Source organism: Paracoccus sp. SSK6, assembly GCF_039770665.1.
In the GTDB taxonomy this organism is placed as follows: domain Bacteria; phylum Pseudomonadota; class Alphaproteobacteria; order Rhodobacterales; family Rhodobacteraceae; genus Paracoccus.
The window spans coordinates 114,800-141,795 of sequence record NZ_JBDPNJ010000001.1; the positions used below are offsets into that span (position 1 = coordinate 114,800).

Here is a 26,996-nt window from a genome sequence, read left to right on the forward strand (position 1 = left end):
CTCACAAAGACAAGGCCAGGCCGCGGGCCAGCACCACACGGCTGATCGACGGTCTGGCGGTCGAGGCCCGCACCGTCATGGCGGCGCGCGCTGTCCATGTCTCACCTGGCGCCAGGGAAAGTGCATCCAGTTCGGACGCCGGGTCACTGCGGGAGATGAGGATCTTGTTCAGGCCACGGTTCTGCAGGGTATCCCCTGATTGCAGATCGATGGGCGGGGTCCAGTCCTGGGACACAGGATATGCAGGCATAAGCCGCTCCGATGAAAACTGACGATGGTGTGTGAGTTTTCGGAGAGGTTGCCCGGCAACCGGACCTGCCCTGGCTTGTCTCGGGGGCCTACCCGGCGGTCTTTCCCGCTGCCGTCTGGACCCCTCGTGCGAGGGGTTGCCCGTCCTGGTCAGATAGACACAAGACGGCCCATCAGACCAGCAGTTTCTGATCTGGTGACCGGACACGCCAAAGCGTCCGACATCGGACGCTATCGGACGTCGGACGACACCGCCTAAGCGGTTGTCGTATCCGTCTGTAATATCAAGGAAGTATGGTGAGCCCGACAGGATTCGAACCTGTGACCCACTGATTAAAAGTCAGTTGCTCTACCAACTGAGCTACGGGCCCAACATGGGGGGCTTACTAGGGGGGGCTGCGGGGAGCGTCAAGCGGAAAAGTCGTCCCTACTGGCGGAAATTTCCGGCAGCGATTATATGCGCCCCATGAACAGCATTCCCGCCCCCGGCCTGCCCTTCATGAAGATGCATGGGCTTGGCAACGATTTCGTCGTCCTGGATCTGCGCGCCGGTGGTGAAGTCCCGGCGGCGGGCGTGATCGCGCGCATTGCCGACCGCCATCGCGGGGTGGGATTCGATCAACTGGCGACCATCCAGGATGACGAAGGCGCCGATGTGCGGCTGCGGTTCTGGAATGCGGACGGATCGCTCAGTTCCGCCTGCGGCAACGCCACGCGCTGCATCGCGCGGCATGTCATGGACCAGACGGGCCGCGACCGGCTGAGTCTGCGCACCGATCACGGCCTGCTGCTGGCCGAGGATGCGGGCAATGGTCTGACGCGCGTCAACATGGGCCCGCCCGTGCTGGACTGGCGTGCGATCCCGCTGGCGCAGGACGTGGACATCGACCACCTGCCGATCGAGGGCGATCCCGTCGCGACCGGCATGGGCAACCCGCATGTGACCTTTTTCGTGGAGGATGCGGCGGCTGTCGATCTGGCCGCCTTCGGTCCGGCCATGGAGCATCACCCGCTTTATCCGCAGCGCACCAATGTCGAGGTCGTGCAGGTCGTCTCGCGCGATGAGATCATCCTGCGCATCTGGGAGCGTGGAACCGGGCCGACACTGGCTTCGGGATCCTGTTCCTGCGCCGCTGCCGTGGCGGCGGCCCGGCGCGGGCTGACCGGGCGGCGCGTCGCCGTGAACGTGCCGGGCGGCGTCTTGCATATCGACTGGCGCGACGAGGGCGTCTGGATGGAGGGGCCGACGGCGCATGTCTTTACCGGCGTGCTGACCCCGGAATGGCTGTCGCAATGAGCGCGCCTGTCTTTTCCACCCTTGGCTGCCGCCTCAACGCCTACGAGACCGAGGCGATGAAGGAAATGGCCGAGGCTGCGGGCCTGTCGGGCGCCGTGGTCGTCAACACCTGCGCCGTCACCGCCGAGGCCGTGCGCAAGGCCCGCCAGGAAATCCGCCGCCTGGCCCGCGAAAACCCCGGCGCGCCGGTGATCGTGACCGGCTGTGCGGCCCAGACCGAACCCGAGACCTTTGCGGCGATGCCCGAGGTCACGCGCGTCATCGGCAACCACGAAAAGATGCAGCCCGAGACATGGGCCGGCCTGCGCGCCCCCGACCTGATCGGCGAGACGGAAAAGATCCGCGTCGATGACATCATGTCGGTCAAGGAAACGGCGGGCCACCTGATCGACGGCTTCGGGCGGCATCGCGCCTATGTCCAGGTCCAGAACGGCTGCGACCATCGCTGCACCTTCTGCATCATCCCCTACGGGCGCGGCAATTCGCGCTCGGTCCCGGCGGGCGTGGTGGTGGAGCAGATCAAGCGGCTGGTAGGGCGGGGCTTCAACGAGGTCGTGCTGACCGGTGTGGACCTGACAAGCTGGGGCGCCGACCTGCCGGGGACGCCCCGGCTGGGCGATCTGGTCATGCGCATCCTGCGGCTGGTGCCGGACCTGCCGCGCCTGCGGATCAGCAGCATCGATTCGATCGAGGCGGACGAGAACCTGATGCTGGCCATTGCCACCGAGCCGCGCCTGATGCCGCATCTGCACCTGTCGCTGCAGGCGGGCGACGACATGATCCTGAAGCGGATGAAGCGCCGCCATCTGCGCGACGACGCGATCCGCTTCTGCGAGGAGGCGCGGCGGTTGCGCCCCGACATCGTTTTCGGAGCCGACATCATCGCGGGCTTCCCGACGGAAACGGATGCGATGTTCGAAAACAGCGTCAAGCTGGTGGACGATTGCGGGCTGACCTTCCTGCACGTCTTCCCGTTCTCGGCCCGCAAGGGCACGCCTGCCGCGCGGATGCCCGCCGTGAAGGGCCCGGTAATCCGCGACCGCGCCGCCCGCCTGCGCGAAGCGGGCGAGGCCGCTTTGCGCCGCCACCTGGACGGGCAGGTGGGCCGGACGCATCGCGTTTTGACCGAAGGGCCGCGCCTTGGCCGGACCGAGCAGTTCACCGAAGTGGCCTTCGATACCGACCAGCCGGAAGGTGCGCTGATGGACCTGCGCATCGCGGGCCATGACGGGGCGCGGCTGGTCGCATAAGGGCCAGGACTGTCTTCAAATGGCGGAGGCCATCGCCTTTGCCACGTAATGCCGGGGCCATCCTGCACCGTCATATGAAACGGCGAGTGGCGTGTAGGGTGGGGCTTTTACCCCACCTTCTGCCAAGGGCGGTGGGGTAGAACCCCACCCTCCGGGTTGGGCCGGTCCGGCATTTTCGCAACGCTTCCCGTGATTGGCAAAGGCGATGGGCCTTCGCCAGTCGGGACCATTTCCCGGCTTACCGCGCCATGAACACCGGCACGCGCGCCTTTTCCAGCATGTTGCGCGTGGCGCCGCCCAGGATTGCCTGGCGGAAGCGCGAATGGCCATAGGCGCCCATCACCACCAGGTCGGCGGCGATCTCGATGGCGCGGCGGTTCAGTTCCTCGCTGACGGTATGGGCGGTGCGGGCCAGCACGGTGATGTCGGCATGGACGCCGTGGCGCGTCAGCATCTGCGTCAGCGGCGCGCCGGGCTCGGACCCGTCGGCGCCGCGGCGCGGGTCGATCAGCGTGATCTCGACCGAAGTCGCGGCCTGCAGCAGGGGCAGGGCGCGGCGGACGGCGGCCAGGGCCTCCAGCGACTGGTTCCAGGCCACCAGCACCTTGCCCGGCGGATCGGCGGGCAGGTCATGGCCCGGCAGCACCAGGACCGGGCAGCCGCCTTCGAACAGGGCGGCCTCGACCACGGCCTCGGATTCTCCGGGCGCGTCTTCGCCATAGGGGCGGCCCAGCACGGTCAGGTCGGAAAAGCGCGCGCGCATCCCCACAAGGTTGGCGATGCCGCCGATCTGGGCCACCACCGCCTCGGACGACCAGCGAAGGTCGGCAAAGCGCGCCAGATGCTGGCGCACGGTCGCATCCAGCGATTCGGCCCCTTCCATCGCCATGTCGATGGCGTCCTGGAAGGCATAGGGCGTGCCGCCCGGAAAGTAATAACCCACCTGCGTGTGATCCAGGCCAAGGCAAAGGACCGACAGATGCCCATCCTCGCGCGCGGCCAAGGCCGCCGCCGCGTCAAGCTGGGGAAGCTGCCGCTGGTCGGACAGGATGGTGAGGATGCTCTTGTAACCCATGACGGACTCCTCTGGTCAGGTCGGGGACAGGATGGCGCCTTGGCCAGCCTGCGGCCTTGATCGGAATCAAACCCCCGGATTTGACGCAGATCAAGGTTCCGTGTTCCCTGTAGGCCTAAGTCCGGCATCAACAAGGGGGCTGGACGGGCGGCGATTCGTGCCGTGCGGTCCCTTTCGACGAAGGAACGCGGAAAAAACCATGTGGAATTACGTGAAGCTGATCTTGCTGGGCCTGATTGCCCTGGCGGCTGCGATCGGCGCGAATCTTGCGCGCGATCCGGCCTATATGGTCAATGCCCTGCTCGTCATGCTGGTGGCGGCGGGAATGTTTGTCTGGTCGCTGCGCCGGGTCGATGAGCCGGTGCGCGCCCCCGACACCTCGCAATACATGGACGACGTGATCCGCTTCGGCGTCGCTGCGACCGCCTTCTGGGGGGTGGTGGGTTTCCTGGTGGGCGTGGTCATCGCCTTCCAGCTGGCCTTCCCGGCGCTGAACCTGTCGGAACTGACGCATGGCTATACCAACTTCGGCAAGCTGCGCCCCTTGCATACCAGCGCGGTGATCTTTGCCTTCGGGGGCAACGCGCTGATCGCCACGTCCTTTTATGTGGTGCAGCGCACCAGCGCGGCGCGGCTGTGGGGCGGCAACCTCGCCTGGTTCGTGTTCTGGGGCTACAACCTGTTCATCGTGCTGGCGGCGACCGGATACATCGCGGGCGCGACCCAGTCCAAGGAATATGCCGAGCCGGAATGGTATGTGGACTGGTGGCTGACGATTGTCTGGGTGGCCTATCTGGCCGTGTTCCTGGGCACCGTCATCAAGCGCAAGGAACCCCATATCTACGTCGCCAACTGGTTCTACCTGGCCTTCATCGTGACCATCGCGATGCTGCATATCGTCAACAACCTGTCGGTGCCGGTCAGCATCTTCGGATCGAAGTCGGTCCAGGTGTTCTCGGGCGTGCAGGACGCGATGGTGCAGTGGTGGTACGGCCACAACGCCGTGGGCTTCTTTCTGACCGCGGGCTTCCTGGGCATGATGTACTACTTCATCCCGAAGCAGGCCGAGCGTCCGGTTTATTCCTACAAGCTGTCGATCATCCACTTCTGGGCCTTGATCTTCCTTTATATCTGGGCCGGTCCGCACCACCTGCATTATACCGCGCTGCCCGACTGGGCCTCGACGCTGGGGATGGTCTTCTCGATCATGCTGTGGATGCCCAGCTGGGGGGGCATGATCAACGGGCTGATGACCCTGTCGGGGGCCTGGGACAAGCTGCGTACCGACCCGATCCTGCGCATGATGGTGGTGGCCGTCGGCTTCTACGGCATGGCGACCTTTGAAGGCCCGATGATGTCGATCAAGGCCGTGAACTCGCTGTCGCACTATACCGACTGGACCATCGGCCATGTCCATTCCGGCGCCCTGGGCTGGAACGGCATGATCACCTTCGGTGCGCTGTATTACCTGACGCCGCGCCTGTGGGGCCGGGAACGCCTCTACAGCCTGTCGCTGGTCTCCTGGCACTTCTGGCTCGCCACCATCGGCCTGGTCCTCTACGCGGCCTCGATGTGGGTGTCGGGCATCATGGAAGGCCTGATGTGGCGCGAAGTGGACAGCCAGGGCTTCCTGGTCAACGCCTTCGCCGACGCCGTGCAGGCCAAGTTCGCCATGAACGTGGTGCGCGCCCTGGGTGGGGTTCTCTACCTCGCCGGCGGGATCATCATGGCCTGGAACCTCTGGGCCACCGTGGCCCGCCAGCCCAAGGCCCATTCGACGGCCATCGCCGTGCCGGCCGAATAAGGGGAAAAGCCATGCAGATCCTTGAAAAGCACAAGATCCTTGAAAAGAACGCGACGCTTCTGCTGATCTTTTCCTTTATCGTCGTGACCATCGGCGGCCTGGTCCAGATCACGCCCCTGTTCTATCTGGAAAACACCATCGAGAAGGTGGAGGGGGTCCGCCCCTACACCCCCCTGGAACTGGCCGGGCGCGACGTTTACGTCCGCGAGGGCTGCTATACCTGCCACAGCCAGATGATCCGCCCCATGCGCGACGAGGTCGAGCGTTACGGCCATTACAGCCTGGCGGCCGAGTCGATGTATGACCACCCGTTCCAGTGGGGGTCAAAGCGCACCGGGCCGGATCTGGCGCGCGTGGGCGGGCGCTATTCGGACGAATGGCACCTGGATCACCTGCGCGACCCGCAATCGGTGGTGCCCGAATCCATCATGCCGCAATACGGCCACCTGATGGACCGGATCATCGGCCCCGAGCATGTCCAGCAGCGGGTCAGGACCGATGCCCTGGTCGGCGTGCCCTATTCGGAGGAAATGATCACTGCGGCGGCCGAGGATTTCCGCGCCCAGGCCAATCCGAACGCCGACGCGTCGGGTCTTCAGGAGCGCTATCCGGGCGCGCAGCAGCGCAACTTCGACCGCCAGCCGCAACTGACGGAAATGGACGCGCTGATCGCCTATCTGCAGGTGCTGGGCACGATGGTCGATTTCTCGACCTTCGAACCGGACGCCTCGCGGTAAGGGGGGCTCATGGAAACATACAGCTTCCTGCGCGGGCTTGCCGACAGCTGGGCGCTGCTGCTGCTGACCTTGTTCTTCGTGGGCGTGATCCTGTTCGTGTTCCGCCCCGGCGCCAGGAAGGCCCAGAAGGACGCCGCCGAAAGCATCTTCCGGCACGAGAACCGACCCGCCGACGCGGATGAGAAGGAGGGCCGGTGATGGCCGAGAACGACAACGACAAGGACAAGCCGGTCGATCCGCATCTGGATCCCGCCAATCCCGACAACCGGGTCGGCCTTGGGCGGCACGCGGCCGACAGCGAACACGCGGCCAAGATCGCGGGCGAGATCCCCGAACGGCCCCGTCCCGACCAGCCGGTGGCGCCCCGCCAACGCAAACAGACCCGCAAGGGCCTGGTGCAGGAGGTCGGCTCGACCGGCCACGAATGGGACGGGATCACCGAATACGACAACCCCATGCCCCGCTGGTGGCTGTGGACCTTCTATGCCACGATCATCTGGGCCGTGGGCTATGTGATCGCCTATCCCGCCATCCCGTTGGTCAATCATGCGACGCAGGGGCTGCTGGGCACCGATTACCGCAAGGAGGTCGCGGCCGAGATCGACCGCTTCGACCAGGCCAATGCCGCCATTCAGACCCGCCTGGCCGAGGTGGATCTGGCCGCCATCCCCGGCGACCCCGAGCTTCTGAACTATGCCACCAATGCGGGCGGCGCGATCTTCCGCACCTGGTGCGCGCAATGCCACGGTTCCGGTGCGGCGGGCGCGCGGGGCTATCCGAACCTGCTGGACAACGACTGGCTGTGGGGCGGCACGCTGGAGGACATCCACCTGACCTTGCAGCACGGCATCCGCGATCCGCAGGACGGCGACACGCGCTATTCCGAAATGCCGCATTTCGGCAGCGACGGCATCCTCGACCGGACGCAGATCGACCAGGTCGTGAACCATGTGCTGTCGCTGTCCGACCAGCCGCATGACGCCGCCAAGGCGGCCGAAGGGGCGCAGGTCTATGCCGACAACTGCGCGGCCTGCCACATGGAGGACGGCACCGGAGACCGCAGCCAGGGCGCGCCGAACCTGGCCGATGCGGTCTGGCTTTACGGCGACGACCACGCAACGCTGACCCGCATCGTCAGCGAAGGCCCCTATGGCGTCATGCCCTCCTGGAGCAAGCGCCTGTCCGAGGCCGAGATCCGCGCCGTCGCGACCTATGTCCATGGCTTGGGCGGCGGGGAATAACCCCCCGCCCAGACCACCCCGAGCTTTCGCCGCGTCCACCACTGCTGGCGAAAGAGACCGGCCCCTGTCCTGTTCGCGCGTTCCTGGGGGCCGGTCTTCAACCATAGCGCCGATCATCGCGGCTTTGGCGATGACACGGCGTCGCAGGCTTTCGCGCCGGCCATTGGCGCGAAAGAAGGCCGGTCCCCCTATGTTCGCGCGTTCCTGGGGACCGGCCGCCTTTTTACCCTAGCGGCTTTCACCGCCCGATGGCACCACCTGCGCGTGCTGGACCACCGTCCAGTCGTCATGCGCCCGGCGGCGGTAGACGGATGTGCAGGCCGCCTTGAACCGCGTATCGCCCTTTGCCGCCGTGACCTTGTAGCCCAGCACGATCATCCCTTCTTCGGGCCGGGACACGTTCTTGTCGTCAAACGTCACCTCGTCCCAGTCGGGGGTGCCGCTCACGGCGTCGATGGCGGCCTGGCCCGCGAAGACATGGGGGGCGTGGCTCAGCGCCATGATGCATTCGGGATCGACCCGTTCGTGATAGCGTTCCCCTGACGCGCGCCACAGGCTTTCCTCGAAGTTCCAGACCCGGTCGTCCTCCATCCTGCCCTCCTCGCGTGATGCATCGGGTTCAACCGCGCGCGCGGGGGGCGGTTCCGGAGGCGATGGATTTTGCGGGGCCGCGAGCCTGCCGGTTTCCCTCAGTCCCCGGTCGCGCCGCGCCGCTGCAGGACAAGGCCCGCCTTGGTCGCGCGCTTCGTCACATGCGGCGAAAGAACCAGGTCGGGGTCGCCCATGTCCTCGGCCCGGTCCAGCAGGCTTTGCGCATCTTCGATGCCGCCCGTGTTGATCAGATGGTTCAGCAGCACCGACAGGCTTCTGGACGAGGGCGCCAGGTCGAAGAACCTGCGGAAATGATCCAGCGCGACCCGGGGCTCGGCACTGGCCAGGGACTGTCCCTTGCGCAGATGCCAACCGGGATTGGCATCGGTCGGCATGTCCAGTGGCAGCAGCACGTCGTCGCGGATCAGCGCCGCCATGAAGGTCGGCAGCGCGCCCGCCGCCGCGATGGCCGCAAGGACGGTGTGGCCGAAATGGGGCAGTTCGACCAGCCGCACATCGGGATAGGCGGGCTTGACCATCCGCTCGACCGTAGTGCGGTCATGGGCCACCCTGGGATCATAGATCACCACGGGGGCCGACCGGCTGCGCGGAACGTCATGCAGGGGTTCGTGAACCAGCGGAATGCTCATCTGCGGCGTGGTGATCGGTGGCCAGGCGGGCAGGCGCGGGGCCGCGGCGACGATGCGGGCGTTGATCGTCCCGCCGTAATACAGCGCCGCATAGCCCCCCAGGCTGGAGCCATAGCAGACCACGTCCCGGCCATCGACGACGGGGGCGACCGCTGCCCGGAACGCCGCCAGATCCAGGCCCTGGTACTGGCTCAGGGCGCGTTGCGCGACATAGATCGTGGTCCACCCTTGGCCAAGGCAGAACCTGGTCCCGAACCCGCCGGGCGCAAGACCTGAAGGCATCCCTCCGAAGGTGACGACGACCGGATCGCCGTCGGGGCCGTCGGGTTTGTGCAGCGTGATCTGGTAATCGTCGCTGCGGGCAAGTGTCTGCAGTTCTGTCATCAGGTTCCCGGACAGGCGGCGCTCTCAGGCCGCCAACTCTCCTCGCAACGAATTCGAGGCGCTTTCGACGATGCGGACACGGACCAGATCACCGACTTGCGCCTGTGGGGCATCGACAAAGACCGAATGCAGGTAATCCGACTTGCCGATCATCTGCCCGTCCTTGCGACCCGGCTTTTCGAACAGCACGCCCAAGGTGCGCCCGACCATACCCTCCTGTGCGGCCTTCTGCTGTTTCGTCAGCAGGGCCTGCAATTCCTGCAACCGCTCGTCGGCCACATTCCCGTCCACCTCGGGGCGGTCATAGGCGGGGGTGCCGGGGCGGGGCGAATACTTGAAGCTGAAGGCGGTGCCGAACCCCACCTCGGCCACAAGGCGCAGGGTGTCCTGATGGTCCGCGTCGGTTTCACCCGGAAAGCCCACGATGAAGTCGCTGGTCAGCATGATGTCGGGCCGCGCCTCGCGGATGCGGTCGATCAGGCGCAGGTACTGCGCCGCCGTATGCTTGCGGTTCATCGCCTTGAGGATCCGATCGCTGCCCGACTGCACCGGCAGGTGCAGATAGGGCATCAGTTGCGGGATGTCGCGATGCGCGGCGATCAGATCCTCGCCCATGTCGTTGGGATGGCTGGTGGTATAGCGGATCCGCTCCAGCCCCTCGATATCCCCAAGCGCGCGGATCAGGCGGCCAAAGCCCCATTCGCCGTCCGATCCCGCGCCGTGCCAGCCGTTGACGTTCTGGCCCAGCAGGGTGATCTCGCGCACGCCGCGATCCACCAGGTCGCGTGCCTCGCGCAGGATGCGGTCCACGGGGCGGCTGACCTCGGCCCCGCGCGTATAAGGGACGACGCAGAAGGCGCAGAACTTGTCGCAACCCTCCTGCACGGTCAGGAAGGCCGCAGGCGCGCGGCGGGTGGCCCGGCGGGCGGGCAGGTGGTCGAACTTGTCTTCCTCGGGGAAGTCGGTGTTGATCGCGGGGGCCTCTCCGCGCACCATGGCGGGTAGGCGGTGATAGGTCTGGGGCCCCACGACCAGATCGACCAGCGGCATCCGGCGCACGATCTCCTCGCCCTCTGCCTGGGCCACGCAGCCTGCGACGCCGATCTTCAGGTCCGGTTTCTCGGCCTTCAGCGGCTTCAGGCGGCCCAGGTCGGAATACAGCTTCTCGGCCGCCTTCTCGCGGATATGGCAGGTGTTCAGCAGGACCATGTCGGCGTCCGCCTGATCCTCGGTCAGGACATAGCCTTCCGCGCCCATGGCCTCGGCCATGCGCTGGCTGTCATAGACGTTCATCTGGCAGCCATAGGTCTTGATGAAAAGCTTTTTCACTGCCGGGGGATTGGCTTGGTCGGTCATGCCGTGCTGTCCTTGAGGATCGCGTGCTGATACAGCAAACACGGCGAAATGGAAAGCGGGCCATGGACAGCGACCTGACGGCGATCACCAATATCGGCCCGGCGACGGCCAAGGCGCTGATCGCGGCGGGCGTGCCGGATGCCGCCGCCCTGCGCCGGATCGGCGCGCATGACGCCTATCGCGCCCTGCTGGTCGCAGGCGAGCGGCCGCATTTCATCGGCTATTACGTGCTGGCGATGGCGCTGCAGGGCCGCCCGTGGAACGACTGCCGGGGCGCGGAGAAGGCCGCGCTGCGCGAACGCTTCGACGCGCTTGTGGCCGAGGTTCGCGGCGCCCCTTTGTCGGGGATCGAGGCGGAACTGGACCTGATCGGGTTGCGCCGCCCTTGACGCCCATTGAACGCCCGCATCGGCCCGGCTAGCCTGCGGGCAAACCGATGGAGGCGATGATGAACAAACCGCAAAGCTGGGAAGCCCGCGCCGACGAATATTCGCTTTACGGCTTCACGGACCTGCCCAGCGTCGCCAGCCGCGGCGCGGTCGTGCTGACCCATGGCGAGGGGCCCTATGTCGTCGATGTGAACGGCCGCCGCTACCTGGACGCCAATTCCGGCTTGTGGAACATGGTCGCGGGCTTTGACCACAAGGGCCTGGTGGATGCCGCGAAGGCCCAGTACGACCGCTTTCCCGGATACCACGCCTTCTTCGGGCGCCTGTCCGACCAGACCGTGATGCTGTCCGAAAAGCTGGTCGAGGTCTCGCCCTTCGAACGCGGCAAGGTGTTCTACACGAACTCGGGGTCCGAGGCGAATGACACCATGGTCAAGATGCTGTGGTTCCTGCACGCTTCCGAAGGCAACCCGCAGCGCCGCAAGATCCTGACCCGCTGGAACGCCTATCACGGCGTCACCGCGGTATCGGCCAGCATGACCGGCAAGCCCTATAACGAGGTCTTCGGCCTGCCGCTGCCCGGCTTCATCCACCTGACCTGCCCGCATTACTGGCGTTATGGCGCAGAAGGCGAGACCGAGGAGCAGTTCACCCAGAGGCTGGCGCAGGAACTGGAAGACACGATCCAGCGGGAAGGCCCCGACACCATCGCGGGCTTCTTTGCCGAACCCGTGCAGGGCGCGGGGGGCGTGATCCCGCCGTCGGCAGGCTATTTCCAGGCGGTGCTGCCGATCCTGAAGAAATACGGCATTCCGATGATCTCGGACGAGGTCATCACGGGCTTCGGGCGCACCGGCAACACCTGGGGCTGCCAGACCTACGGTTTCATGCCCGACGCGATCATTTCGTCCAAGAACCTGACCGCCGGGCTGTTCCCGATGGGCGCGGTGATCCTGGGGCCGGACCTGACCGACCGGCTGCAGGCGGCCATCGACCGGATCGAGGAATTCCCGCATGGCTTCACCGCGTCCGGCCACCCGGTCGGCTGCGCCATCGCGCTGAAGGCCATCGACGTGGTGATGAACGAAGGGCTGGCGGACAATGTGAAACGCCTTGCCCCCCGGCTGGAGGCGGGCCTGCGCGCCATCATGGAGCGCAGCGACCATATCGGCGAATTGCGCGGCGTGGGCTTCATGTGGGCGCTTGAGGCGGTGCGCGACAAGGCCACGAAAACGCCCTTCGATGCGCATCTGTCGGTCAGCGAACGCATCGCCAACGCCTGCACCGACCTTGGCCTGATCTGCCGCCCGCTGGGCCAGTCCATCGTGCTCTGCCCGCCCTTCATCCTGACCGAGGCGCAGATGGACGAGATCTTCGACAAGCTGGAACGGGCGCTGAAGACGGTCTTTGCCGAGGTGGCATAGGCCGAAAGGCGGCGCCCGTGACCAGGCATTATGCCGTGCTGATGCTGGCGATCGTGGCCGAGGTGATCGCCACGACCGCCCTGGCCCGATCCGCCAGCTTCACGAAGCCTGTGCCCGGCGTCATTGCCGTGCTGGGCTATGTGGTGGCGTTCTGGCTCTTGTCCTTTTCCATGCGCGTGTTCCCGACCGGCATCGTCTATGCGATCTGGTCGGGCATGGGCATCGTGCTGATCTCGGCGGTGGCCTGGATCTGGTATCGGGAAGCCCTGGACGGACCCGCGATCCTGGGCCTTGCGCTTATCCTGGCGGGGGTCGTCGTCATCAACGTCTTTTCCAAGACCATGACGCATTGAGCGTCCCGGTCGCGACGGTTGGGGCGGATCGGCATTCAGCAGCTACAGAAGCGGTGCGGTCCGCTTCCATGACCGGGCGGGACCAGGAAACCCATGCGTTTCCCCGCCCGCGTGATCGGGTGCCATCAGAGACATATCAACCGCACGACCCCGAGAGGCCAGCGCCCGACCCCAGGGGGGGCGTGAAGCGCCCGCTTGGGGGCGGGGCGGGCGCTGGCCGGGCCTTTGAGGCCCGGCGGTGTTGCTGGATATGGCATCGCGCGGCGAAGGCGATGGCCTTCGCCAGATCAAGGGCGACGCAGGGACGAATGCCGATCCCCCCTAGCGCCGCGCCAGCTTGCGTTCGATATAGTCGCGCAATTCCTCGATCTCGGTGCGGCTTTCGCGCAGGCCGTCCATGGCGGATGCCAGTTCCGCCTCGGCCGCCGCAAGGCGGGCCGACAGATCCCCCTCCCGGTCCTGCCCTGCGGCAAGGGCTGCGTCGCGCTGGTGTTCGGCCTCGCGCAGCCTGCGTTCCAGGTCGCGCAGGTCGGCGGGGCTGGGGCGGGTCAGCCGCCCGATCAGCCAGCTTGCGAACCAGCCCAGCACGAAGGCGCCGAACAGGACAAGCGCGGTGGCAGTGATGAATTCGGTGCGATCCATGCGGGTCCGGTCAGTTAGGGCGGTTCATTCGCCGGGCCGGGGCGAGGGGCGCGGCGTGTCGGGCGTGGGCGTCTGCACGGGCAGCCTAAGGTTTTCCTCGCGCTCGTCCAGCGTCTGGAAAACCTCGCTGGCGCCGACGGTGGCGGGGGCCACCGGCCCGATGCTGGCCTGCGGCATGGCGGGGCCGAACATCTGCGGCTGCGGCAGGGGGGCATCCGGGCGGACGGGGCCGATCATCAGGACGGGATCTGGCTGAACGGGGCCGATCAGATCCTCGGCCGGGTGGTCGGGGGGCGCGGGCTCGGCGGTGACGCCCGACAGCGTCACCGGCGGGGGCAGGGGCGCGTTGCGCACCGGATAATCGGACAGCAGCCGGAACTCGATGCGGCGGTTTTCCTCGCGTCCTTCCTCGGTCTCGTTGCTGGCGATGGGCTGGCTTTCGCCGTAACCGCGCGCGGTCATGTTGGTCACGTCGATGCCCGCATCCGCCATGGCGGCGACCAGGGCCTGCGCCCGGCCGCGCGACAGGTCGGCGTTGAAGCCTTCGGAGCCTTGGGCATCCGTATGCCCGCCCGCCTCAAGCCGGAAATCGGCGCATTCGGCCATGATGCCGGCCAGCCGCTCCAGCGTGGGCGCGGGATCGCCTGCGATGGCGGCCTTCGACGGCTCGAACCCGATCTCTGCTTCAGACATGACGATGTTCAGCTGGCGCACGCATTCGGGCCCGTCGGGAAGGTTCAGCGTCGGATCCAGCCGGCGGTCGTACCGGATCGCAAATTCGTAGGCCGCGCCCGGCCCCAGGCGTTCGGCCAGCCGCGCCGCCGCAGCCTCGGGCGCCGCCGGATCGCCCGAGGTGCCGGTGATTCGGATCAGGTCGGGCGTGACCCGCAGGCTGCCCGATTGCAGGGTGTTCAGCGCCTCGAGCGCGCCGATGACCCGCACCGTCCAGCCGCTTGGGACCGAAGGGTCGTTCACCAGATCCGCCTGCACCGCCGGAAAGCGCGCGCGGGCCACGCTGTCCACGGTTTCCCGCATCCGGTCGTCGCTGATGCGCCCCTTCATGTCCAGCATCTGGGTCTCCGACAGCGTGGCCGTGAATTCGGCGGGGCCTTGCAAGGTGCTGTCGGGGGCGGTTTCCAGCTCGGATTGCAGCGAAAACACCGGGGGCAGGGACTGCTGCAAGGCGGCGACCGCGCTGTCGAAGGCGGCTTTTTCGACCGTGGGCGGCGCCGTCAGGGACACATCGGCATCCGACAGCGTGACCGCGCCCTGGCCCAAGGCGCCCACCGCGTCGATCGCGGCAGCCGCAGCATCGGCCCAGTCGGGCGAGGGGGCGCCAAGCCCCAGCGTGCAGGCCGGGACATCCCTCACCCCTGCCTTCATCGCGGCGGCGGCGATGCGGTCGCGGCCTTCGGGGGTATCGGCGGCGCAGGATTCGAAGCGGGCGCCCCTGTCGTCGATGACGAAGCGCAGCGTGAAGGGCGCGACGACCGGGCGCGGGGCCGAGATGTCGGCGACCAAATCCACCCCGGCGGGCAGGGCCTTGCGCAAGGCGGCCTCAAGCCGTCCCTTTTCCTCGCGGCTGTCGGTGAGGGCGGCAATCGTGACGCGCCCCGGCTGGACCGAGATCTTGGCCCGCGGCGCCATCTGCGCGGCGCGCAGCCCGTATTGGATGGCCGCGTCCCAGTTGTCGGGCACGGCATAGTCGGCGGTTTCCAGAAGATCGGTCACGGCGGGCGCGGCGGTGTCAGACCGCAGGCTGCGCACCAGCCTTGCCCGGTCGGTCGAGGCGGGAACCAGCCCGATCAGCGAAATGCCCTGATCGTTGCGCAGCAGTTCGACCTTGAAGTCGGGCGGCGGGCGTTCCGCGACCGAGGCCAGGGTCATCCCGTCCACCACGCGCGACGGATCGACCACCGTGCCCGCCTGGGTCACGGCGCGGAAGCGGTCGATCTCGGTGGGCGCGGTGCCGGTCAGACGGACCTGCAGCCCGTCGGTCGCGACCCGGACCCAGTCCTGCCCTGACGCCTGCAGCGCCTGTTCCACGTCCTGGCGCGACTGCTGTTCGATATAGCTGGCCGCCCGGTCGGCGCCCAGCCAGCACAGCCCGCCCGCAGCGGACAGGACAAGAAGCGTGGCGATGGACGAGGCAAGCCGCCTGCGGGGCATGGGCCATGACCTTGGGCTGTTTCCGTGGCCCCGGATCTAGCGGCGGGGGGCGCTTCGCGCAATCAGACCAGACCGGCCAAGGCAAGAAACAGCGCAAGGATCAGCCCGGCATCGCGGTTCGACCGGAACAGGCGCAGGCAGACAGCGCCTTGTTCCGGCTGGAAATTCCGCAACTGCCAGGCCAGATGCGCCGCGAAACCGGCAAGCCCTGCATAACCCATCAACAGATTGCGACCCGACAGGAAAATGGCGACTGCCAGCAGCAGAACCGCCAGCACCGCAAAGCCCGCCAGGATGCGCGGACTGTTTTCGCCGAACAGCCGGGCGGTGGATTTCACGCCGATCAGGGCGTCGTCCTCGACATCCTGGTGGGCATAGATGGTGTCGTAGAAGATCGTCCAGGCGATGCCTGCGAACCAGGCCACCACCGGCGCCGCGTCCAGCCGCCCCATATGCGCGGCATAGGCCAGCATCACGCCCCAGTTGAAGGCAAGGCCCAGGAAGACCTGCGGCCACCAGGTGAAGCGCTTGGCAAAGGGATAGATCGCCACAAGCGCCAGCGAGGCCACGCCCATCCAGATCGCCGCCCGGTCCAGCGTCAGCAGGATCACGAAGCCCACCAGGCATTGCGCCACCAGCCACAGGTAAGCCCCGCGCAGCGTCACCTGGCCGCTGGGCAGGGGCCGCGACCGGGTGCGGGCCACCTTGTCGTCGATGTCGCGGTCGGTGATGTCGTTCCAGGTGCAACCCGCCCCGCGCATCACGCAGGCGCCGATGCCGCAGGCGATGGCGATCCACAGGTCCGCCCATCGGGGACCGTCGGCCATCATGGCAAGCCCGATCCCCCACCAGCAGGGCAGCAGCAGAAGCCAAGTGCCGATGGGCCGGTCAGCGCGGGAGAGCCGCAGCCATGGCCTCCAGGCCGGGGGCGCGATGGTGTCCACCCAGTTGCCCTTCGGCGCGTCAACGACGGCATCTGGTCTTTCCGTCCGGCTTTGCATAGCGTCTGGCCCCATGGCAAGGATCAGGCTTTTCATAGATCACCCGCTGGCGCCGGGACAACCCGTCCCGCTGGACGCGGACCAGGCGCATTACCTGTCGGGCGTCATGCGCCTGCCGCCGGGCGCCGTGATCGAGGTCTTCAATGGCCGCGACGGCGCCTGGGCCGCGCGTGTCGCAAGCGTGACCAAGCGCGGCGGATCGCTGGACGTGCTGGAGCAGACCGCGCCGCAGCGGAATCCGCCCGACCTGTGGCTGGTCTTCGCGCCCATCAAGAAGGCGCGGACCGACTTCATCGTCGAAAAGGCGGCCGAGATGGGGGCCGCGCACATCCTGCCCGTGCAGACCGATCACACCAATTCCGAACGCATCCGCCAGGACCGCCTGCAGGCCCATGCCACCGAGGCGGCCGAACAATGCGGCGGCACCTTTGTCCCCCCGGTTGACGATCTGGTCCCCTTGTCGCGCCTGCTGGACGGCTGGGACGCCTCCCGCCGCATCCTCTGGGCGGACGAGGCGATGGCGGGGCCGGCAGAAACGCTGGCAGGCCTGCCGCGCGGGTCATGGGCCATCCTGATCGGCCCCGAGGGGGGCTTTTCGGAGGCCGAACGCGCCCGGCTGTCGGCCCTTCCCTTCGTGAGTCGCATCAGCCTGGGGCCACGGATCCTGCGCGCCGACACGGCTGCCGTTGCGGCACTTGCGCTGTGGCAGGCGGCTGTGGGGGATTGGCGCTGAAGCGATTCTGCAATGCGGCATTCCAGGGCCGGAAAACGACACTTTGGCCTTGTTAACCTAGGGGAAACCTGCATTTGCTGCATAGCGGCATTGCCGGGCCCGCAGCTACTCTTTTTTGACTGCTCAATCTATATCCTGCTGCATGAAGCGATTGCCCGATGGTCGGGCACTTCTGAAACAGGTGATGAAAATGTCGACGATGGAACTGAACCGCAGTGCTGCTGCTGGGGGCGTTGGCAATGTCGTTGCGAACTTCTTCTCGATGCTGTCCACGTGGAACGATGCCCGCGTGACCCGTCGGGAACTGAGCCGCCTGTCGGATCGCGAGCTGGACGATATCGGTCTGTGCCGCGGCGACATCGAGCGGATCGCGCGCGGCTTCTAAGCCATAGCCATCCCTTCAAGACGAACGAACCCCCAATGCGGATGCAGAGGGGGTTTTTTCTTGGGCGGCTAGTGCCTGTTGACGGTGCGGAAACCGGCGCTGCGGGCGGCATCGGTGAAGGCCTTGCGCGCCGATCCGACCGGGGTCATGCAATGGGCGGCGGCGTCCAGCATCTGCGCGGCATGGCGGCGCTGCACGTCATCGACCGGCCATTTGCGTTGCAGCCAATATGCTGCGGTTTCAAGGGTGGTAAAGGTTTTCACCTCGCCATCTGGAGCGATGACGAAAGACAGGGGCTTGCCCCAGTTGATCTCTATCAAAACGGTTCTTTCATGGGGATTGTCCGATCCCGCGCGATTGCGTCCTGGGATCGGGAGGGGATGGCGGCCGGTGCCGCCATCCGGTTTTCATGGCAATGGCGGGTCACACCATTGCCGCATCAAGGGGCAGCTTATGCCAGCGCGACGTTGGTCGCCGATTCGCGGCCGTCGCGGCCCTTTTCGACGTCGAAGGTGATCGCCTGGCCGTCACGGATGTCGCGGATGCCCGCGCGCTCCAGGGCCGAGATGTGAAGGAACACGTCCTTCGAGCCATGCTCGGGCTGGATGAAGCCGAAGCCTTTGGTGGCGTTGAACCATTTCACGGTGCCGTTGGCCATCGTGATGTCTCCTGTTTTGGGTCTGCCATCCGCGACATGCGATGGCCCGGCTTGGTGTCGTCGAAGGAACATCTGAAGCCGAAAGGAGACAGAAGGTCGAAAGAAGAACGTAGCCAGCCCTACATAGCGAATCGCGACCGCTTTTTCAAGCTTGGCCTGCGACGGTCATTTCCGGCGCTGCAGGGTCAGCGCGGACCATTCCGCCAGATCGTCGCGCCGGTCCAGCGCAAAGCCCGCGTCCTGATAGACCGCGACCACCTCTTCCGCCTGCGTGGTCAGGATGCCGGACAGGATGATCCTGCCGCCGGGCGCGACCATTGTGGCCATCTGCGGCGCCAGGTCGATCAGTGGCTGCTTGAGGATATTGGCCAGCACCAGGTCATAGGGCGCGTTGTCCTCCAGCATCTGATGACCGAAGCCTGCGGCCTCGATGCAGACGACCCGGCCGTCCAGGCCGTTGGCGATCACGTTGGCCGCCGCCGTATCGACCGCCACCGCGTCGATGTCGCTGGCCAGCACCGTCACCGGCCACAGCCGTGCCGCCGCCATCGCCAGCACGGCGGTGCCGCAGCCGATATCGACGATGCGGTGCGGCTGGAAGCCCTGGGTTGCCAGCCGGTCCAGCGCCTCGAGACAGCCCTTGGTGGTGTTGTGATGCCCCGTGCCGAAGGCCATCGCGGCCTCGATGCACAGCGCCTCGACGCCTTCGGGGATCGTGTCGGCATCGTGGCTGCCGTGGACATAGAAACGGCCCGCGCGCACGGGGGTCAGCTCGCGCTTCACATGGGCGACCCAATCGACATCCGGCACTTCGGAAATGGCGAAGGGATTGGCGCCGTAGGCGGCGGCCAGCAGGGCCAGGGCGATCTCGTCGGGGCTTTCCGTGAAATAGGCGCCGACTTCCCAGCGGTTCGAGCCGTCCTCGATCTCGAAGACGCCGGTGCCGACGGGTTCGGGCTCCAGCCCCTCGCAGGCCTCGGCCAGGGCTTCGGCGGCCTCGCGGCCTTGGACGTGGGTCAGCGCGGAATAGGTGGTCATCAGATCGGATCCGGGTTGGGCATGGACGCCTCTATCCCCGTGCCTTTCAACCCGCAATAACCGTCGGGGTTCTTTTCCAAATACTGCTGGTGTGCGTCATGCGCGGGCCAGAAGGGCGCGGGGCCGATGATCTGCGTGGTGATCTTGCCAAAACCGCCCACGGCCAAGCGGTTGTCATAGTCGATCTTCGACGCCTCGGCGGCGGCGCGCTGGCTGTCGGTGAAGGTCATGATGAGGCTGCGATACTGGGTGCCCACATCGTTTCCCTGCCGGTCGCCCTGGGTCGGGTCGTGGTTTTCCCAGAACAGTTGCAGCAGGTGGTCATAGCTGATCTTGGAGCTGTCATAGACGATGCGCACGACCTCGGCATGTCCCGTGGACCCGGTCTTCACCTGGTCATAGGTCGGATTCTCGACCGTGCCGCCCGCAAAGCCCACCTGCGTCAGCCAGACGCCGTTCTGCTTCCAGAACAGCCGTTCGACGCCCCAGTAGCAGCCCATGCCGAAGACCGCCTGGTCGAAGCCCTGCGGGACGGGCGCGTCCATCGGCCGGTTGAAGATCGCATGTGTGGTCATGGTGATATCCTTCTGATCCTGCGCGTTAAACGCGGCAGGGCGGGGCGGGGTTCGACCCTAGCCACGGGGATGCGCGGCCTGATAGACGGCCATCAGATGCGCGTCATCGACGCCGGTATAGACCTGCGTGGTCGAAAGGCTGGCATGGCCCAGAAGTTCCTGGATGGTGCGCAGGTCGCCGCCTGCGGCCAGCAGATGCGTGGCAAAGGAATGGCGCAGCGCATGGGGCGTGGCTGTCGGCGGCAGGCCAAGCGCCGCGCGGGCGTTGCGCATCGCCCCGTCCACGATTCCGGGCGACAGCCGCCCGCCCCGCACGCCGCGAAACAGCGGCTGGTCGGGGGCCAGCGGCCAGGGGCATTGGCGCAGGTAGTCGGCCACCGCGTCGCGCGCCACGGGCAGCACGGGAACCTGCCGCTGCCGTCCGCCCTTGCCGGTGATGAGGAGGCTGTCGCGGAACGGCCAATCGGAGCCGTTCAGGTTCAGCGCCTCGGAGATGCGCAGCCCGCAGCCCCACAGCATGGTCATCACCGCCGTGTCGCGGGCGGCGACCCAGGGGGTATCATGGCCCACCGCCACCATGTCCAGCGTGTCGCGCGCCTGATCGGGGGTTAGCGGGCGGGGCAGGGAGCGGGTATATTTCGGGCTGCGCGTGGACAGGGCGGCAGAGAGATCATGGCCTTCGCGGTCCGAGATCCAGCGCAGGAAGCTGCGCACCGCCGATTGCCGCCGCGCCAGCGACCGCGCGCCCAGGCCCCGCGCGCGTTCGGACGCGGCAAAGGCGCGCATGTCGGTCTGGCGCAGTTGGGCCAGCGATTTCGGCGTGGCGGGTTGGCCGTGATGGCCGCCCAGGAAGGCCAGAAAGGCCAGCAGGTCGGCGCGATAGGCGGTGATGGTGTGATCGGAACGGTCACGGGTCGCGGCCTCGACCTCCAGCCAACGGGACAGGGCGTCGGCCATGGCGGGGGCCAATGCCAGCGGCGCGGTCATCCGCGCAGCCGCGACAGCAGCACCAGCCGGAAGACTTGGGCGAAGAACCGCAAAAGGTCGGTGCCGTGCGCGGGCATGAAGCGGGCCTTGTCGGCGCTGCCCATCAACAGCATGGCGCGCGGGCGCCGCGCGCCCAGGTCGATGGGCAGCAGCGCCTCGGATGCGACGGCCCGGCCATGCATGATCTGCGTGATGGGTGATGCCGGGCGCAGCACGATGTCGTCGCCGCGCGGTGTGCGCCGCCCCGCCGCGATGATCCGGCCGATGGCGCCTTCGGGAACCACCACCGCATCCTCGGGCAGGCCGGGGATGGCGGGGTCGGGCTCGACCACCAGCCGCAGCGTCTCGATCCGCAACAGCGGCGCGATGTCCGATTGCAGGCTGTCCACCAGTTCCGTCAGATCGGAGGATTCCAGCAGCCCGATCACCGCGCGATGGATCACCGCCGTGCCCGACTGGTTGTCGAAGGCCGCGGCGATCACGCTTTCATGCTGATGTTCTAGCCGGTCAAGCCGGGTTTCCAGCGCCTCCATGGCGCGGCCGCGGATGTCGATGACGTTGTCGCCCACCTCGGCCTCTCGCGCGGCGACAAGGGCGCGCATCAGGTCGCGGTCGGCCAGGATGACGCCGGGATCGGCCAGAAGCTTGTCGCGTGTCTCGGGGTCAAGCCCCGCCTGTGCTTCCGCCGTCATCCCTGTCCCCTTGCCTTATCCGCCGATCTTCTGACCGGTCTTGGCCCAGTCGGCATTGAACTGTTCCAGACCCTTGTCCGTCAAGACATGCTTCGCCATCGACTTGATGACGGCGGGGGGCGCGGTGATCACGTCGGCGCCGATCTTGGCCACCTCGACGATGTGGTTCACCGACCGGATGGAGGCCGCGAGGATCTGGGTTTCATAGCCATAGTTGTCATAGATCTCGCGGATGTCGGCGATCAGGTCCACGCCGTCCAGGCCGATGTCGTCCAGCCGCCCGATGAAGGGGCTGATGAAGGTGGCGCCCGCCTTGGCGGCCAGGATCGCCTGGGCCGCGGTGAAGCACAGCGTCACGTTGACCATGTGGCCTTCGTCGGCAAAGGTCCGGCAGGCCTTCAGCCCGTCCCAGGTCAGCGGCACCTTGATGGCGATATTGGGCGCGATCTGCGCCAGGTGGCGGCCTTCGCGGATCATGTCCTCGGCCTTGTCGGCGACCACTTCGGCGCTGACGGGACCATCGATCATCTCCGCGATCTCGCGGGTGACCTCCTCGATATTGCGGCCGGCTTTCAGGATCAGCGACGGGTTGGTGGTCACGCCATCGACCATGCCCAGGTCGTTCAGTTCGCGGATGGCGTCCACATCGGCGGTATCAAGGAAGAATTTCATGGCGAGGCTCCCGTAAGGTTCGGGCGGGGTGATAGCGCAAAAGCCCGTCCGCCGGAAGGGCGGGCTTGCAACAAGGGCGGCGGAGGTTTTTATCAGGGGCGATGAAAACCCTTCCCGCCTTTTACCCCGCACGCGCCCGGATCGCCGTCCTGACGGTGGAGCCGGTGGGCGTGCTGGACTATCTGGCGCCCGAAGGCGGCGTGGCGCAGGGCCAACTGGTTCTGGTGCCGCTGGGGCCGCGCCGGGTCGTGGGCCTGGTCATGGGCGAAGGCGTGGGCGATTTCGACCTTGCCAAGCTGCGCCCCGTCGCGCGCGTGCTGGATGCCGAGCCCTTTGATGCGCGGTTCCTGGAGTTCCTGACGCGGGCCGCCGATTACACCCTGACGCCGCTGCCGCTGATGCTGCGCATGGCGACGCGGGCGCCCGACCTGGATCAGCCGCCCGCCGCGCGCCGCGTGATCGTGCCGGGCGGCGTTCCCCCGTCGCGCATGACCGAGGCGCGGGAACGCGTGATGCAGGTGCTGGCCGATCATGGCGGGGCAAGCTTCGCGCCGTCCGAACTGGCGCAGCTTGCGGGGGTCGGCACGGCGGTGGTCAAGGGTCTGGTTGCGGCGGGCACGCTGGCCGAGATCCAGGCGCCGCGCGACTTGCCTTATCCCCGGCTGGACGCCTCGCGCCCCGGCAAGCCGCTGGATACGGAACAGCAGGCGGCGGCGGATGCCCTGCGCGAGGCCGTCCGTTCGGGCGCATACGGCACCACCCTGCTGCGCGGCGTCACCGGGTCGGGCAAGACCGAGGTCTATCTGGAGGCCGTCGCCGAATGTCTGGCGCAGGGCCGTCAGGCGCTGGTCCTGCTGCCGGAAATCGCGCTCTCCGCCGAGTTTCTGGACCGGGTCGAGGCGCGGTTCGGCGCGCGTCCCGGCGAATGGCACAGCGGCATCACCCGCACGGAACGCCGCCGGTTGTGGCACATGGCCGGGCGCGGCGAGGTGGGCCTTGTCGTCGGCGCGCGGTCCGCGCTGTTCCTGCCCTTCCGCGACCTGGGCCTGATCGTCGTCGATGAGGAACACGATAGCAGCTACAAACAGGAGGACGTGGTCTATTACAGCGCCCGCGACATGGCGGTGCTGCGCGCATCCATCAACGGGGCGCAGGTGGTGCTGGCCTCGGCCACGCCCAGCCTGGAAAGCTGGGTGAACGCGGGCGTCGGGAAATACCGGCGGCTGGACTTGCGCTCGCGCTACGGCACGGCGGAACTGCCCGACATGGCCGCCATCGACCTGCGGGCCGAGGAGATGGCATCGGGGCGCTGGATTTCCCCCACGCTGGCGGGGGCGGTCGAATCGCGGCTGGCCAAGGGGGAACAGGCGCTGCTGTTCCTGAACCGGCGCGGCTATGCACCGGTGATGCTGTGCCGGGCCTGCGGCGAACAGATCGGCTGCCATCAATGCGACGCACGGATGGTCGAACACCGCTTCCAGAACCGCCTGGTCTGCCATCAATGCGGCGAGACGCGGCCCATCCCGCTCGCCTGCCCGTCCTGCAAGGTCGAGGGCAAGCTGGCCCCCATCGGCCCCGGCGTCGAACGCATCGCGGAAGAAGTCGCTGCCCGCTTTCCCGACGCCAAGGCCACGGTCCTGTCGTCCGACCTGTTCCATTCGGCCCGCGCGCTGAAGGACACCATCGCCGAGATCGCCGACGGGGACACCCAGATCATCATCGGCACGCAGATCGTGGCCAAGGGCCACAACTTCCCGCGCCTGACGCTGGTGGGGGTGATCGACGCCGACCTGGGCCTGCAGGGCGCCGACCTGCGCGCGGCGGAACGCAGCTTTCAACTGATGCGGCAGGTCGCGGGCCGGGCCGGGCGCCAAGGGGGCGCCGCGCCGGGAATGGCGATGCTGCAGACCCACCAGCCCGACCATCCGGTGATCCGCGCGATCCTCTCGGGCGAGGACGAGGCCTTCTGGAACGCCGAGGCCGCCGCCCGCCAAGCCAACGGGATGCCCCCCTTCGGGCGGCTGGCGGGGATCATCCTGTCCCATCCCGACCTAGGCATCGTCACCGATTTCGCCCGCCACCTGGCCGCCCATGCCGCGCCGCTGGAACAGGCGGGCGCGCAACTGTGGGGACCGGCCCCTGCGCCCATCGCCCGCATCCGGGGGCGGCACCGGATGCGGATGCTGATCCACGCGCCCCGCCAGGCGCCCATCCAGGCGGCGATCGCGGACTGGCTGGCGCCCCACAAGCCGCCCGCGAACCTGCGCCTGTCGGTGGACATCGACCCTCAAAGCTTCCTGTGAGCCCTTGGGTGGGGGTCAAGCAACCGGATGATTTTATGGAATTTTTCCTATCCTCGCCCGGCGAATCGAGTTTGGATTGCGCTGTTTGTCAGTTCGGAGGGTGAGATGCGCATGTCGATGTTTTCTGCCGCGATCATTCCCCTGCTCCTTGTTCTTGGTTCCGCCGCCGATGCCGAATGCAGCGGCGGATTGGGCCGTGGCTGGGCAAGCGGAAAGGGCAATGGCCAATACGAGATGCGCCTGGGCGAGCAGTCCTGCGTGATCGACCATCCCGCCTTCATCGACGATGCGAAGGGCACCCGCACGCCCGCGACCGAACTTGCGCTGACCCGCGCGCCCGCTGCCGGAAGGATCGGCGTTTCACCGCAGGGGATCGTCTATATGCCGCCCGCAGGCTTTGCCGGGCAGGACCGGTTCTGCATCCGCAACACGACGCCCCAGGTGCGCGGCAAGACCCTGTCCGGCTGCGTGACCGTGACGGTCAGATAGCATTACGCGGGCGGCCGGCACCCTTCTGCTGAATCGTGGGCCCTTGGCCGGGTTTGAGCCTCAGTTCCTCAGCACAATACACCTCCCGCCCAGCTGCTTGAAGCGGGCGCAGAAGCGGTTGGCCTCGGCCTTGCTGTCCCAGCCAACCTGCGCGGTATAGACGGCGCGCGGCATTCCCGTCAGGCGCTTGCGGACATAGCCCACCTGCTTGTCGCCCAGGATCGGGCGCAGGCTGCGGTTCAGGCGCGCGACCTGGCGGGATGCGCCCGACTGGCTGGGATGGCTGGCCACGATCACGCCCCAGGGGAAGACCTTGGGCTGGACCATGAATTCGCGCAAGCGGCGGTCGCCTGCCAGCTTTTCGCAGGCCGGGCGGAACGCCATGTCGGGATCCAGCGCCAGCTTCAGCTCGCTGTCCGGGGGCGGGTTGTCGCGCCAGCGCAGCGCCTCGAAGCCGGTGATGGCGGCGACATAGTCTTGGGTTTCATAGGGCAACCCCCCGTTCTGGCCGACAAAGCGGGCCGCGCGGTTCTCTCCGCCATTATAGGCGACGGCGGCCAGGCCGATATTGCCGAAGGTATCGGTCAGATAACGCAGATACCAGGCGGACTTGTGGATCGCCTGGGCGGGGTTGAACGGATCCTTCAGGTCGTAAAGTTCCGCCGTGCCGGGCATGAACTGGGCGATGCCAAGCGCGCCCACGGGGCTGATCGCGCCGGGTTCGAACCGGCTTTCCTTCCACAGCAGGCGGGCCAGGAAATTGGGATCCAGTCTGTGTTCACGGGCGCTTTCCTCGATCAGCATGCAGACATCGGCGACATAGTGATCCAGCCGGATGCAGCTGCGCCCGTCCTCCGTGCAGCGCACCTTGTCCGATTGCTGCGCGGGCGGGGCCGGCTCGGTTCCGGCGGCGGGCGCGGCATGAAGTGCCGGCGCCGCCATCAGCAGGGCAAGCGTCGGCCCGATCAGGCGGGTCAGGCTGCGGCGAAGGAACCGGGCAGGGAAGATCATCGCCGTGCAGAAATCATTCGGTCTCGGAGGGCTTGGACTTGCCCGCCCTGTCCTTATCCGCCCCGTCCTTATCCGCCTTGTCCTTGCCCGCCTTCTTGCCGGATTTGCCGGATGCCTTGCGCTCGGCTTTCCGGGCGGCCTTTTCGGCATCCTTGCGGGCGGCTTTCTCGGCCTGTTTGGCGGCCTTCTTTTCGGCCTTCCGGGCAGCCTTGCGCGCCTCCTTCTCGGCCTGCTTGGCGGCTTTGCGTTCCGCCTTGCGCGCGGCCTTGGCGTCTTCCGCGCCCAAGGCCGCAGGCGCCTGCGTCTGGGGCGCGGCTTCCACGACCGCAGGCTTGGGGGCGACCTTCGGTTTTGCGGCAGGCTTGGCTTCGGCCGTGTCGATGGGGGGCTTGGCACCGACCTTGGACACGCGGCGCGACCCGGTGCGCAGGTCGGCCTTGCGCGTTTCGGCCTTTTCGCGGCCCGCAGGCTTGCGCGCGGGCGAGGCCGGGGCGCGCTTGGCGGCTTTGGACGCCGCCGCAGGCTTGGCGACCGTCACCTCGGCCGGCTTGGGGGCCTCGGCCTGGGCGGCGGATTCGGGCTGAGAGGCTTGCTTGCGCTTGCGCCGTTCGGCCTGGGCGCGGCGCAGGGCGGTGGACAGCAGTTCCCTGGGGGACACCTGGCCATCCTCGCCCACCGGGGCCGCCTGGGCAATCGCCCCTTTCAGATCCGCGATCAGCCCCGACAGCGCCGCGTCGTCAAGCCCCTTCAGGGCCGCGCCGCGGCTGTTGCCGGTCAAGACCTGTTGTTCGTCCGTCAGCAGCTCCTGTTCGAGGCTGGTATAATTGGGCATCGCTGTTCC

30 protein-coding genes and 1 tRNA gene are annotated in these 26,996 nt (G+C 67.2%); 13 read left to right on the plus strand and 18 right to left on the minus strand.

The window, feature by feature from the left end:
- Position 1 precedes the first annotated feature (1 nt).
- Complete coding sequence (locus tag AAIL68_RS00560; protein ID WP_347137540.1) at positions 2–235, minus strand: hypothetical protein; 234 nt, start codon at positions 233–235, stop codon at positions 2–4.
- A 309-nt stretch (positions 236–544) separates the two neighbouring features.
- A tRNA-Lys gene (locus tag AAIL68_RS00565) sits at positions 545–620 on the minus strand.
- Between the two features lie 95 nt (positions 621–715).
- Here AAIL68_RS00565 and dapF point away from each other — a divergent pair.
- Both dapF and mtaB read left to right on the plus strand, forming a co-directional pair.
- Complete coding sequence (dapF, locus tag AAIL68_RS00570) at positions 716–1,546, plus strand: diaminopimelate epimerase (RefSeq protein WP_347137541.1); 831 nt, start codon at positions 716–718, stop codon at positions 1,544–1,546.
- Positions 1,543–2,796 carry a tRNA (N(6)-L-threonylcarbamoyladenosine(37)-C(2))-methylthiotransferase MtaB gene (mtaB, locus tag AAIL68_RS00575; protein ID WP_347137542.1) on the plus strand — a complete coding sequence of 418 codons (1,254 nt, stop codon included), beginning with the start codon at positions 1,543–1,545 and terminating at the stop codon, positions 2,794–2,796. Before dapF ends, mtaB begins: the two co-directional genes overlap by 4 nt.
- Before the next feature lie 238 nt (positions 2,797–3,034).
- On the opposite strand, the gene AAIL68_RS00580 is transcribed toward mtaB, so the two are convergent.
- Complete coding sequence (locus tag AAIL68_RS00580; RefSeq protein WP_347137543.1) at positions 3,035–3,871, minus strand: universal stress protein; 837 nt, start codon at positions 3,869–3,871, stop codon at positions 3,035–3,037.
- A gap of 199 nt (positions 3,872–4,070) precedes the next feature.
- Here AAIL68_RS00580 and ccoN point away from each other — a divergent pair, with 199 nt between their 5' ends.
- The 4 genes from ccoN to ccoP are packed head-to-tail and all read left to right on the plus strand — an operon-like array spanning position 4,071 to position 7,653.
- Positions 4,071–5,675, plus strand: coding sequence for a cytochrome-c oxidase, cbb3-type subunit I (ccoN, locus tag AAIL68_RS00585; protein WP_347137544.1), 1,605 nt, complete (start codon positions 4,071–4,073; stop codon positions 5,673–5,675).
- A gap of 11 nt (positions 5,676–5,686) precedes the next feature.
- The gene (gene ccoO, locus AAIL68_RS00590; RefSeq protein WP_347137545.1) at positions 5,687–6,412 is read left to right on the plus strand and encodes a cytochrome-c oxidase, cbb3-type subunit II; all 726 of its coding nucleotides are present in this window, start codon (positions 5,687–5,689) and stop codon (positions 6,410–6,412) included.
- A gap of 9 nt (positions 6,413–6,421) precedes the next feature.
- Positions 6,422–6,610, plus strand: coding sequence for a cbb3-type cytochrome c oxidase subunit 3 (locus tag AAIL68_RS00595; protein WP_347137546.1), 189 nt, complete (start codon positions 6,422–6,424; stop codon positions 6,608–6,610).
- Complete coding sequence (gene ccoP, locus AAIL68_RS00600) at positions 6,610–7,653, plus strand: cytochrome-c oxidase, cbb3-type subunit III (RefSeq protein ID WP_347137547.1); 1,044 nt, start codon at positions 6,610–6,612, stop codon at positions 7,651–7,653. The genes AAIL68_RS00595 and ccoP overlap by 1 nt, the downstream gene beginning before the upstream one ends.
- 228 nt (positions 7,654–7,881) lie before the next feature.
- On the opposite strand, the gene AAIL68_RS00605 is transcribed toward ccoP, so the two are convergent.
- From AAIL68_RS00605 to miaB, 3 genes are all read right to left on the minus strand, one after another.
- Entirely contained in the window at positions 7,882–8,244 is a 363-nt protein-coding gene (locus tag AAIL68_RS00605) for a hypothetical protein (protein ID WP_347137548.1), read from the minus strand.
- A 98-nt stretch (positions 8,245–8,342) separates the two neighbouring features.
- Positions 8,343–9,278 carry a hypothetical protein gene (locus tag AAIL68_RS00610; protein WP_347137549.1) on the minus strand — a complete coding sequence of 312 codons (936 nt, stop codon included), beginning with the start codon at positions 9,276–9,278 and terminating at the stop codon, positions 8,343–8,345.
- 24 nt (positions 9,279–9,302) lie between these two features.
- Positions 9,303–10,634: a tRNA (N6-isopentenyl adenosine(37)-C2)-methylthiotransferase MiaB gene (gene miaB / locus AAIL68_RS00615; RefSeq protein ID WP_347137550.1), complete on the minus strand. Its 1,332-nt coding sequence runs from the start codon at positions 10,632–10,634 to the stop codon at positions 9,303–9,305.
- 62 nt (positions 10,635–10,696) lie between these two features.
- Here miaB and AAIL68_RS00620 point away from each other — a divergent pair, with 62 nt between their 5' ends.
- The 3 genes from AAIL68_RS00620 to AAIL68_RS00630 are packed head-to-tail and all read left to right on the plus strand — an operon-like array spanning position 10,697 to position 12,800.
- Positions 10,697–11,023: a TfoX/Sxy family protein gene (locus AAIL68_RS00620; RefSeq protein ID WP_347137551.1), complete on the plus strand. Its 327-nt coding sequence runs from the start codon at positions 10,697–10,699 to the stop codon at positions 11,021–11,023.
- Positions 11,024–11,082: 59 nt separating this feature from the next.
- Entirely contained in the window at positions 11,083–12,447 is a 1,365-nt protein-coding gene (locus AAIL68_RS00625; RefSeq protein WP_347137772.1) for an aminotransferase, read from the plus strand.
- Positions 12,448–12,464: 17 nt separating this feature from the next.
- Positions 12,465–12,800 carry an SMR family transporter gene (locus AAIL68_RS00630; protein WP_347137552.1) on the plus strand — a complete coding sequence of 112 codons (336 nt, stop codon included), beginning with the start codon at positions 12,465–12,467 and terminating at the stop codon, positions 12,798–12,800.
- A gap of 321 nt (positions 12,801–13,121) precedes the next feature.
- Here the strand turns inward: AAIL68_RS00630 and AAIL68_RS00635 are convergent, their stop codons facing one another.
- From AAIL68_RS00635 to ubiA, 3 genes are all read right to left on the minus strand, one after another.
- Positions 13,122–13,442, minus strand: coding sequence for a hypothetical protein (locus AAIL68_RS00635; RefSeq protein WP_347137553.1), 321 nt, complete (start codon positions 13,440–13,442; stop codon positions 13,122–13,124).
- A 24-nt stretch (positions 13,443–13,466) separates the two neighbouring features.
- Positions 13,467–15,611, minus strand: a complete 2,145-nt coding sequence (locus AAIL68_RS00640; protein WP_347137554.1) for an OmpA family protein — start codon at positions 15,609–15,611, stop codon at positions 13,467–13,469.
- A gap of 62 nt (positions 15,612–15,673) precedes the next feature.
- Positions 15,674–16,612, minus strand: a complete 939-nt coding sequence (gene ubiA, locus AAIL68_RS00645) for a 4-hydroxybenzoate octaprenyltransferase (RefSeq protein WP_347137555.1) — start codon at positions 16,610–16,612, stop codon at positions 15,674–15,676.
- A 13-nt stretch (positions 16,613–16,625) separates the two neighbouring features.
- Here ubiA and AAIL68_RS00650 point away from each other — a divergent pair, with 13 nt between their 5' ends.
- On the plus strand, positions 16,626–17,345 hold the full coding sequence (locus tag AAIL68_RS00650) for a 16S rRNA (uracil(1498)-N(3))-methyltransferase (protein WP_347137556.1): 720 nt from the start codon (positions 16,626–16,628) through the stop codon (positions 17,343–17,345).
- Positions 17,346–17,535: 190 nt separating this feature from the next.
- Positions 17,536–17,730, plus strand: coding sequence for a DUF1127 domain-containing protein (locus AAIL68_RS00655; protein WP_347137557.1), 195 nt, complete (start codon positions 17,536–17,538; stop codon positions 17,728–17,730).
- A gap of 68 nt (positions 17,731–17,798) precedes the next feature.
- Here the strand turns inward: AAIL68_RS00655 and AAIL68_RS00660 are convergent, their stop codons facing one another.
- The 7 genes from AAIL68_RS00660 to fsa form a co-directional block, all read right to left on the minus strand.
- Positions 17,799–18,050 carry a DUF982 domain-containing protein gene (locus AAIL68_RS00660; protein ID WP_347137558.1) on the minus strand — a complete coding sequence of 84 codons (252 nt, stop codon included), beginning with the start codon at positions 18,048–18,050 and terminating at the stop codon, positions 17,799–17,801.
- Between the two features lie 131 nt (positions 18,051–18,181).
- Complete coding sequence (locus AAIL68_RS00665; protein WP_207470517.1) at positions 18,182–18,388, minus strand: cold-shock protein; 207 nt, start codon at positions 18,386–18,388, stop codon at positions 18,182–18,184.
- A 165-nt stretch (positions 18,389–18,553) separates the two neighbouring features.
- Positions 18,554–19,426: a 50S ribosomal protein L11 methyltransferase gene (locus AAIL68_RS00670; protein ID WP_347137559.1), complete on the minus strand. Its 873-nt coding sequence runs from the start codon at positions 19,424–19,426 to the stop codon at positions 18,554–18,556.
- Positions 19,426–20,001: a peptide-methionine (S)-S-oxide reductase MsrA gene (gene msrA, locus AAIL68_RS00675; RefSeq protein ID WP_347137560.1), complete on the minus strand. Its 576-nt coding sequence runs from the start codon at positions 19,999–20,001 to the stop codon at positions 19,426–19,428. Before msrA ends, AAIL68_RS00670 begins: the two co-directional genes overlap by 1 nt.
- A gap of 57 nt (positions 20,002–20,058) precedes the next feature.
- Positions 20,059–20,988, minus strand: coding sequence for a tyrosine recombinase XerC (locus AAIL68_RS00680; RefSeq protein WP_347137561.1), 930 nt, complete (start codon positions 20,986–20,988; stop codon positions 20,059–20,061).
- Positions 20,985–21,680 carry a DUF484 family protein gene (locus tag AAIL68_RS00685; protein WP_347137562.1) on the minus strand — a complete coding sequence of 232 codons (696 nt, stop codon included), beginning with the start codon at positions 21,678–21,680 and terminating at the stop codon, positions 20,985–20,987. Before AAIL68_RS00685 ends, AAIL68_RS00680 begins: the two co-directional genes overlap by 4 nt.
- Positions 21,681–21,695: 15 nt before the next feature.
- Positions 21,696–22,352, minus strand: coding sequence for a fructose-6-phosphate aldolase (gene fsa / locus AAIL68_RS00690; RefSeq protein ID WP_347137563.1), 657 nt, complete (start codon positions 22,350–22,352; stop codon positions 21,696–21,698).
- A gap of 101 nt (positions 22,353–22,453) precedes the next feature.
- Here fsa and AAIL68_RS00695 point away from each other — a divergent pair, with 101 nt between their 5' ends.
- Together AAIL68_RS00695 and AAIL68_RS00700 are read left to right on the plus strand one after the other, a co-directional pair.
- On the plus strand, positions 22,454–24,655 hold the full coding sequence (locus tag AAIL68_RS00695) for a primosomal protein N' (protein WP_347137564.1): 2,202 nt from the start codon (positions 22,454–22,456) through the stop codon (positions 24,653–24,655).
- A 111-nt stretch (positions 24,656–24,766) separates the two neighbouring features.
- On the plus strand, positions 24,767–25,144 hold the full coding sequence (locus AAIL68_RS00700; protein ID WP_347137565.1) for a hypothetical protein: 378 nt from the start codon (positions 24,767–24,769) through the stop codon (positions 25,142–25,144).
- A gap of 60 nt (positions 25,145–25,204) precedes the next feature.
- On the opposite strand, the gene AAIL68_RS00705 is transcribed toward AAIL68_RS00700, so the two are convergent.
- Together AAIL68_RS00705 and AAIL68_RS00710 are read right to left on the minus strand one after the other, a co-directional pair.
- The gene (locus AAIL68_RS00705; protein ID WP_347137566.1) at positions 25,205–26,155 is read right to left on the minus strand and encodes a lytic transglycosylase domain-containing protein; all 951 of its coding nucleotides are present in this window, start codon (positions 26,153–26,155) and stop codon (positions 25,205–25,207) included.
- Positions 26,156–26,168: 13 nt separating this feature from the next.
- Positions 26,169–26,987: a hypothetical protein gene (locus AAIL68_RS00710; RefSeq protein WP_347137567.1), complete on the minus strand. Its 819-nt coding sequence runs from the start codon at positions 26,985–26,987 to the stop codon at positions 26,169–26,171.
- Between the last annotated feature and the right edge of the window lie 9 nt (positions 26,988–26,996).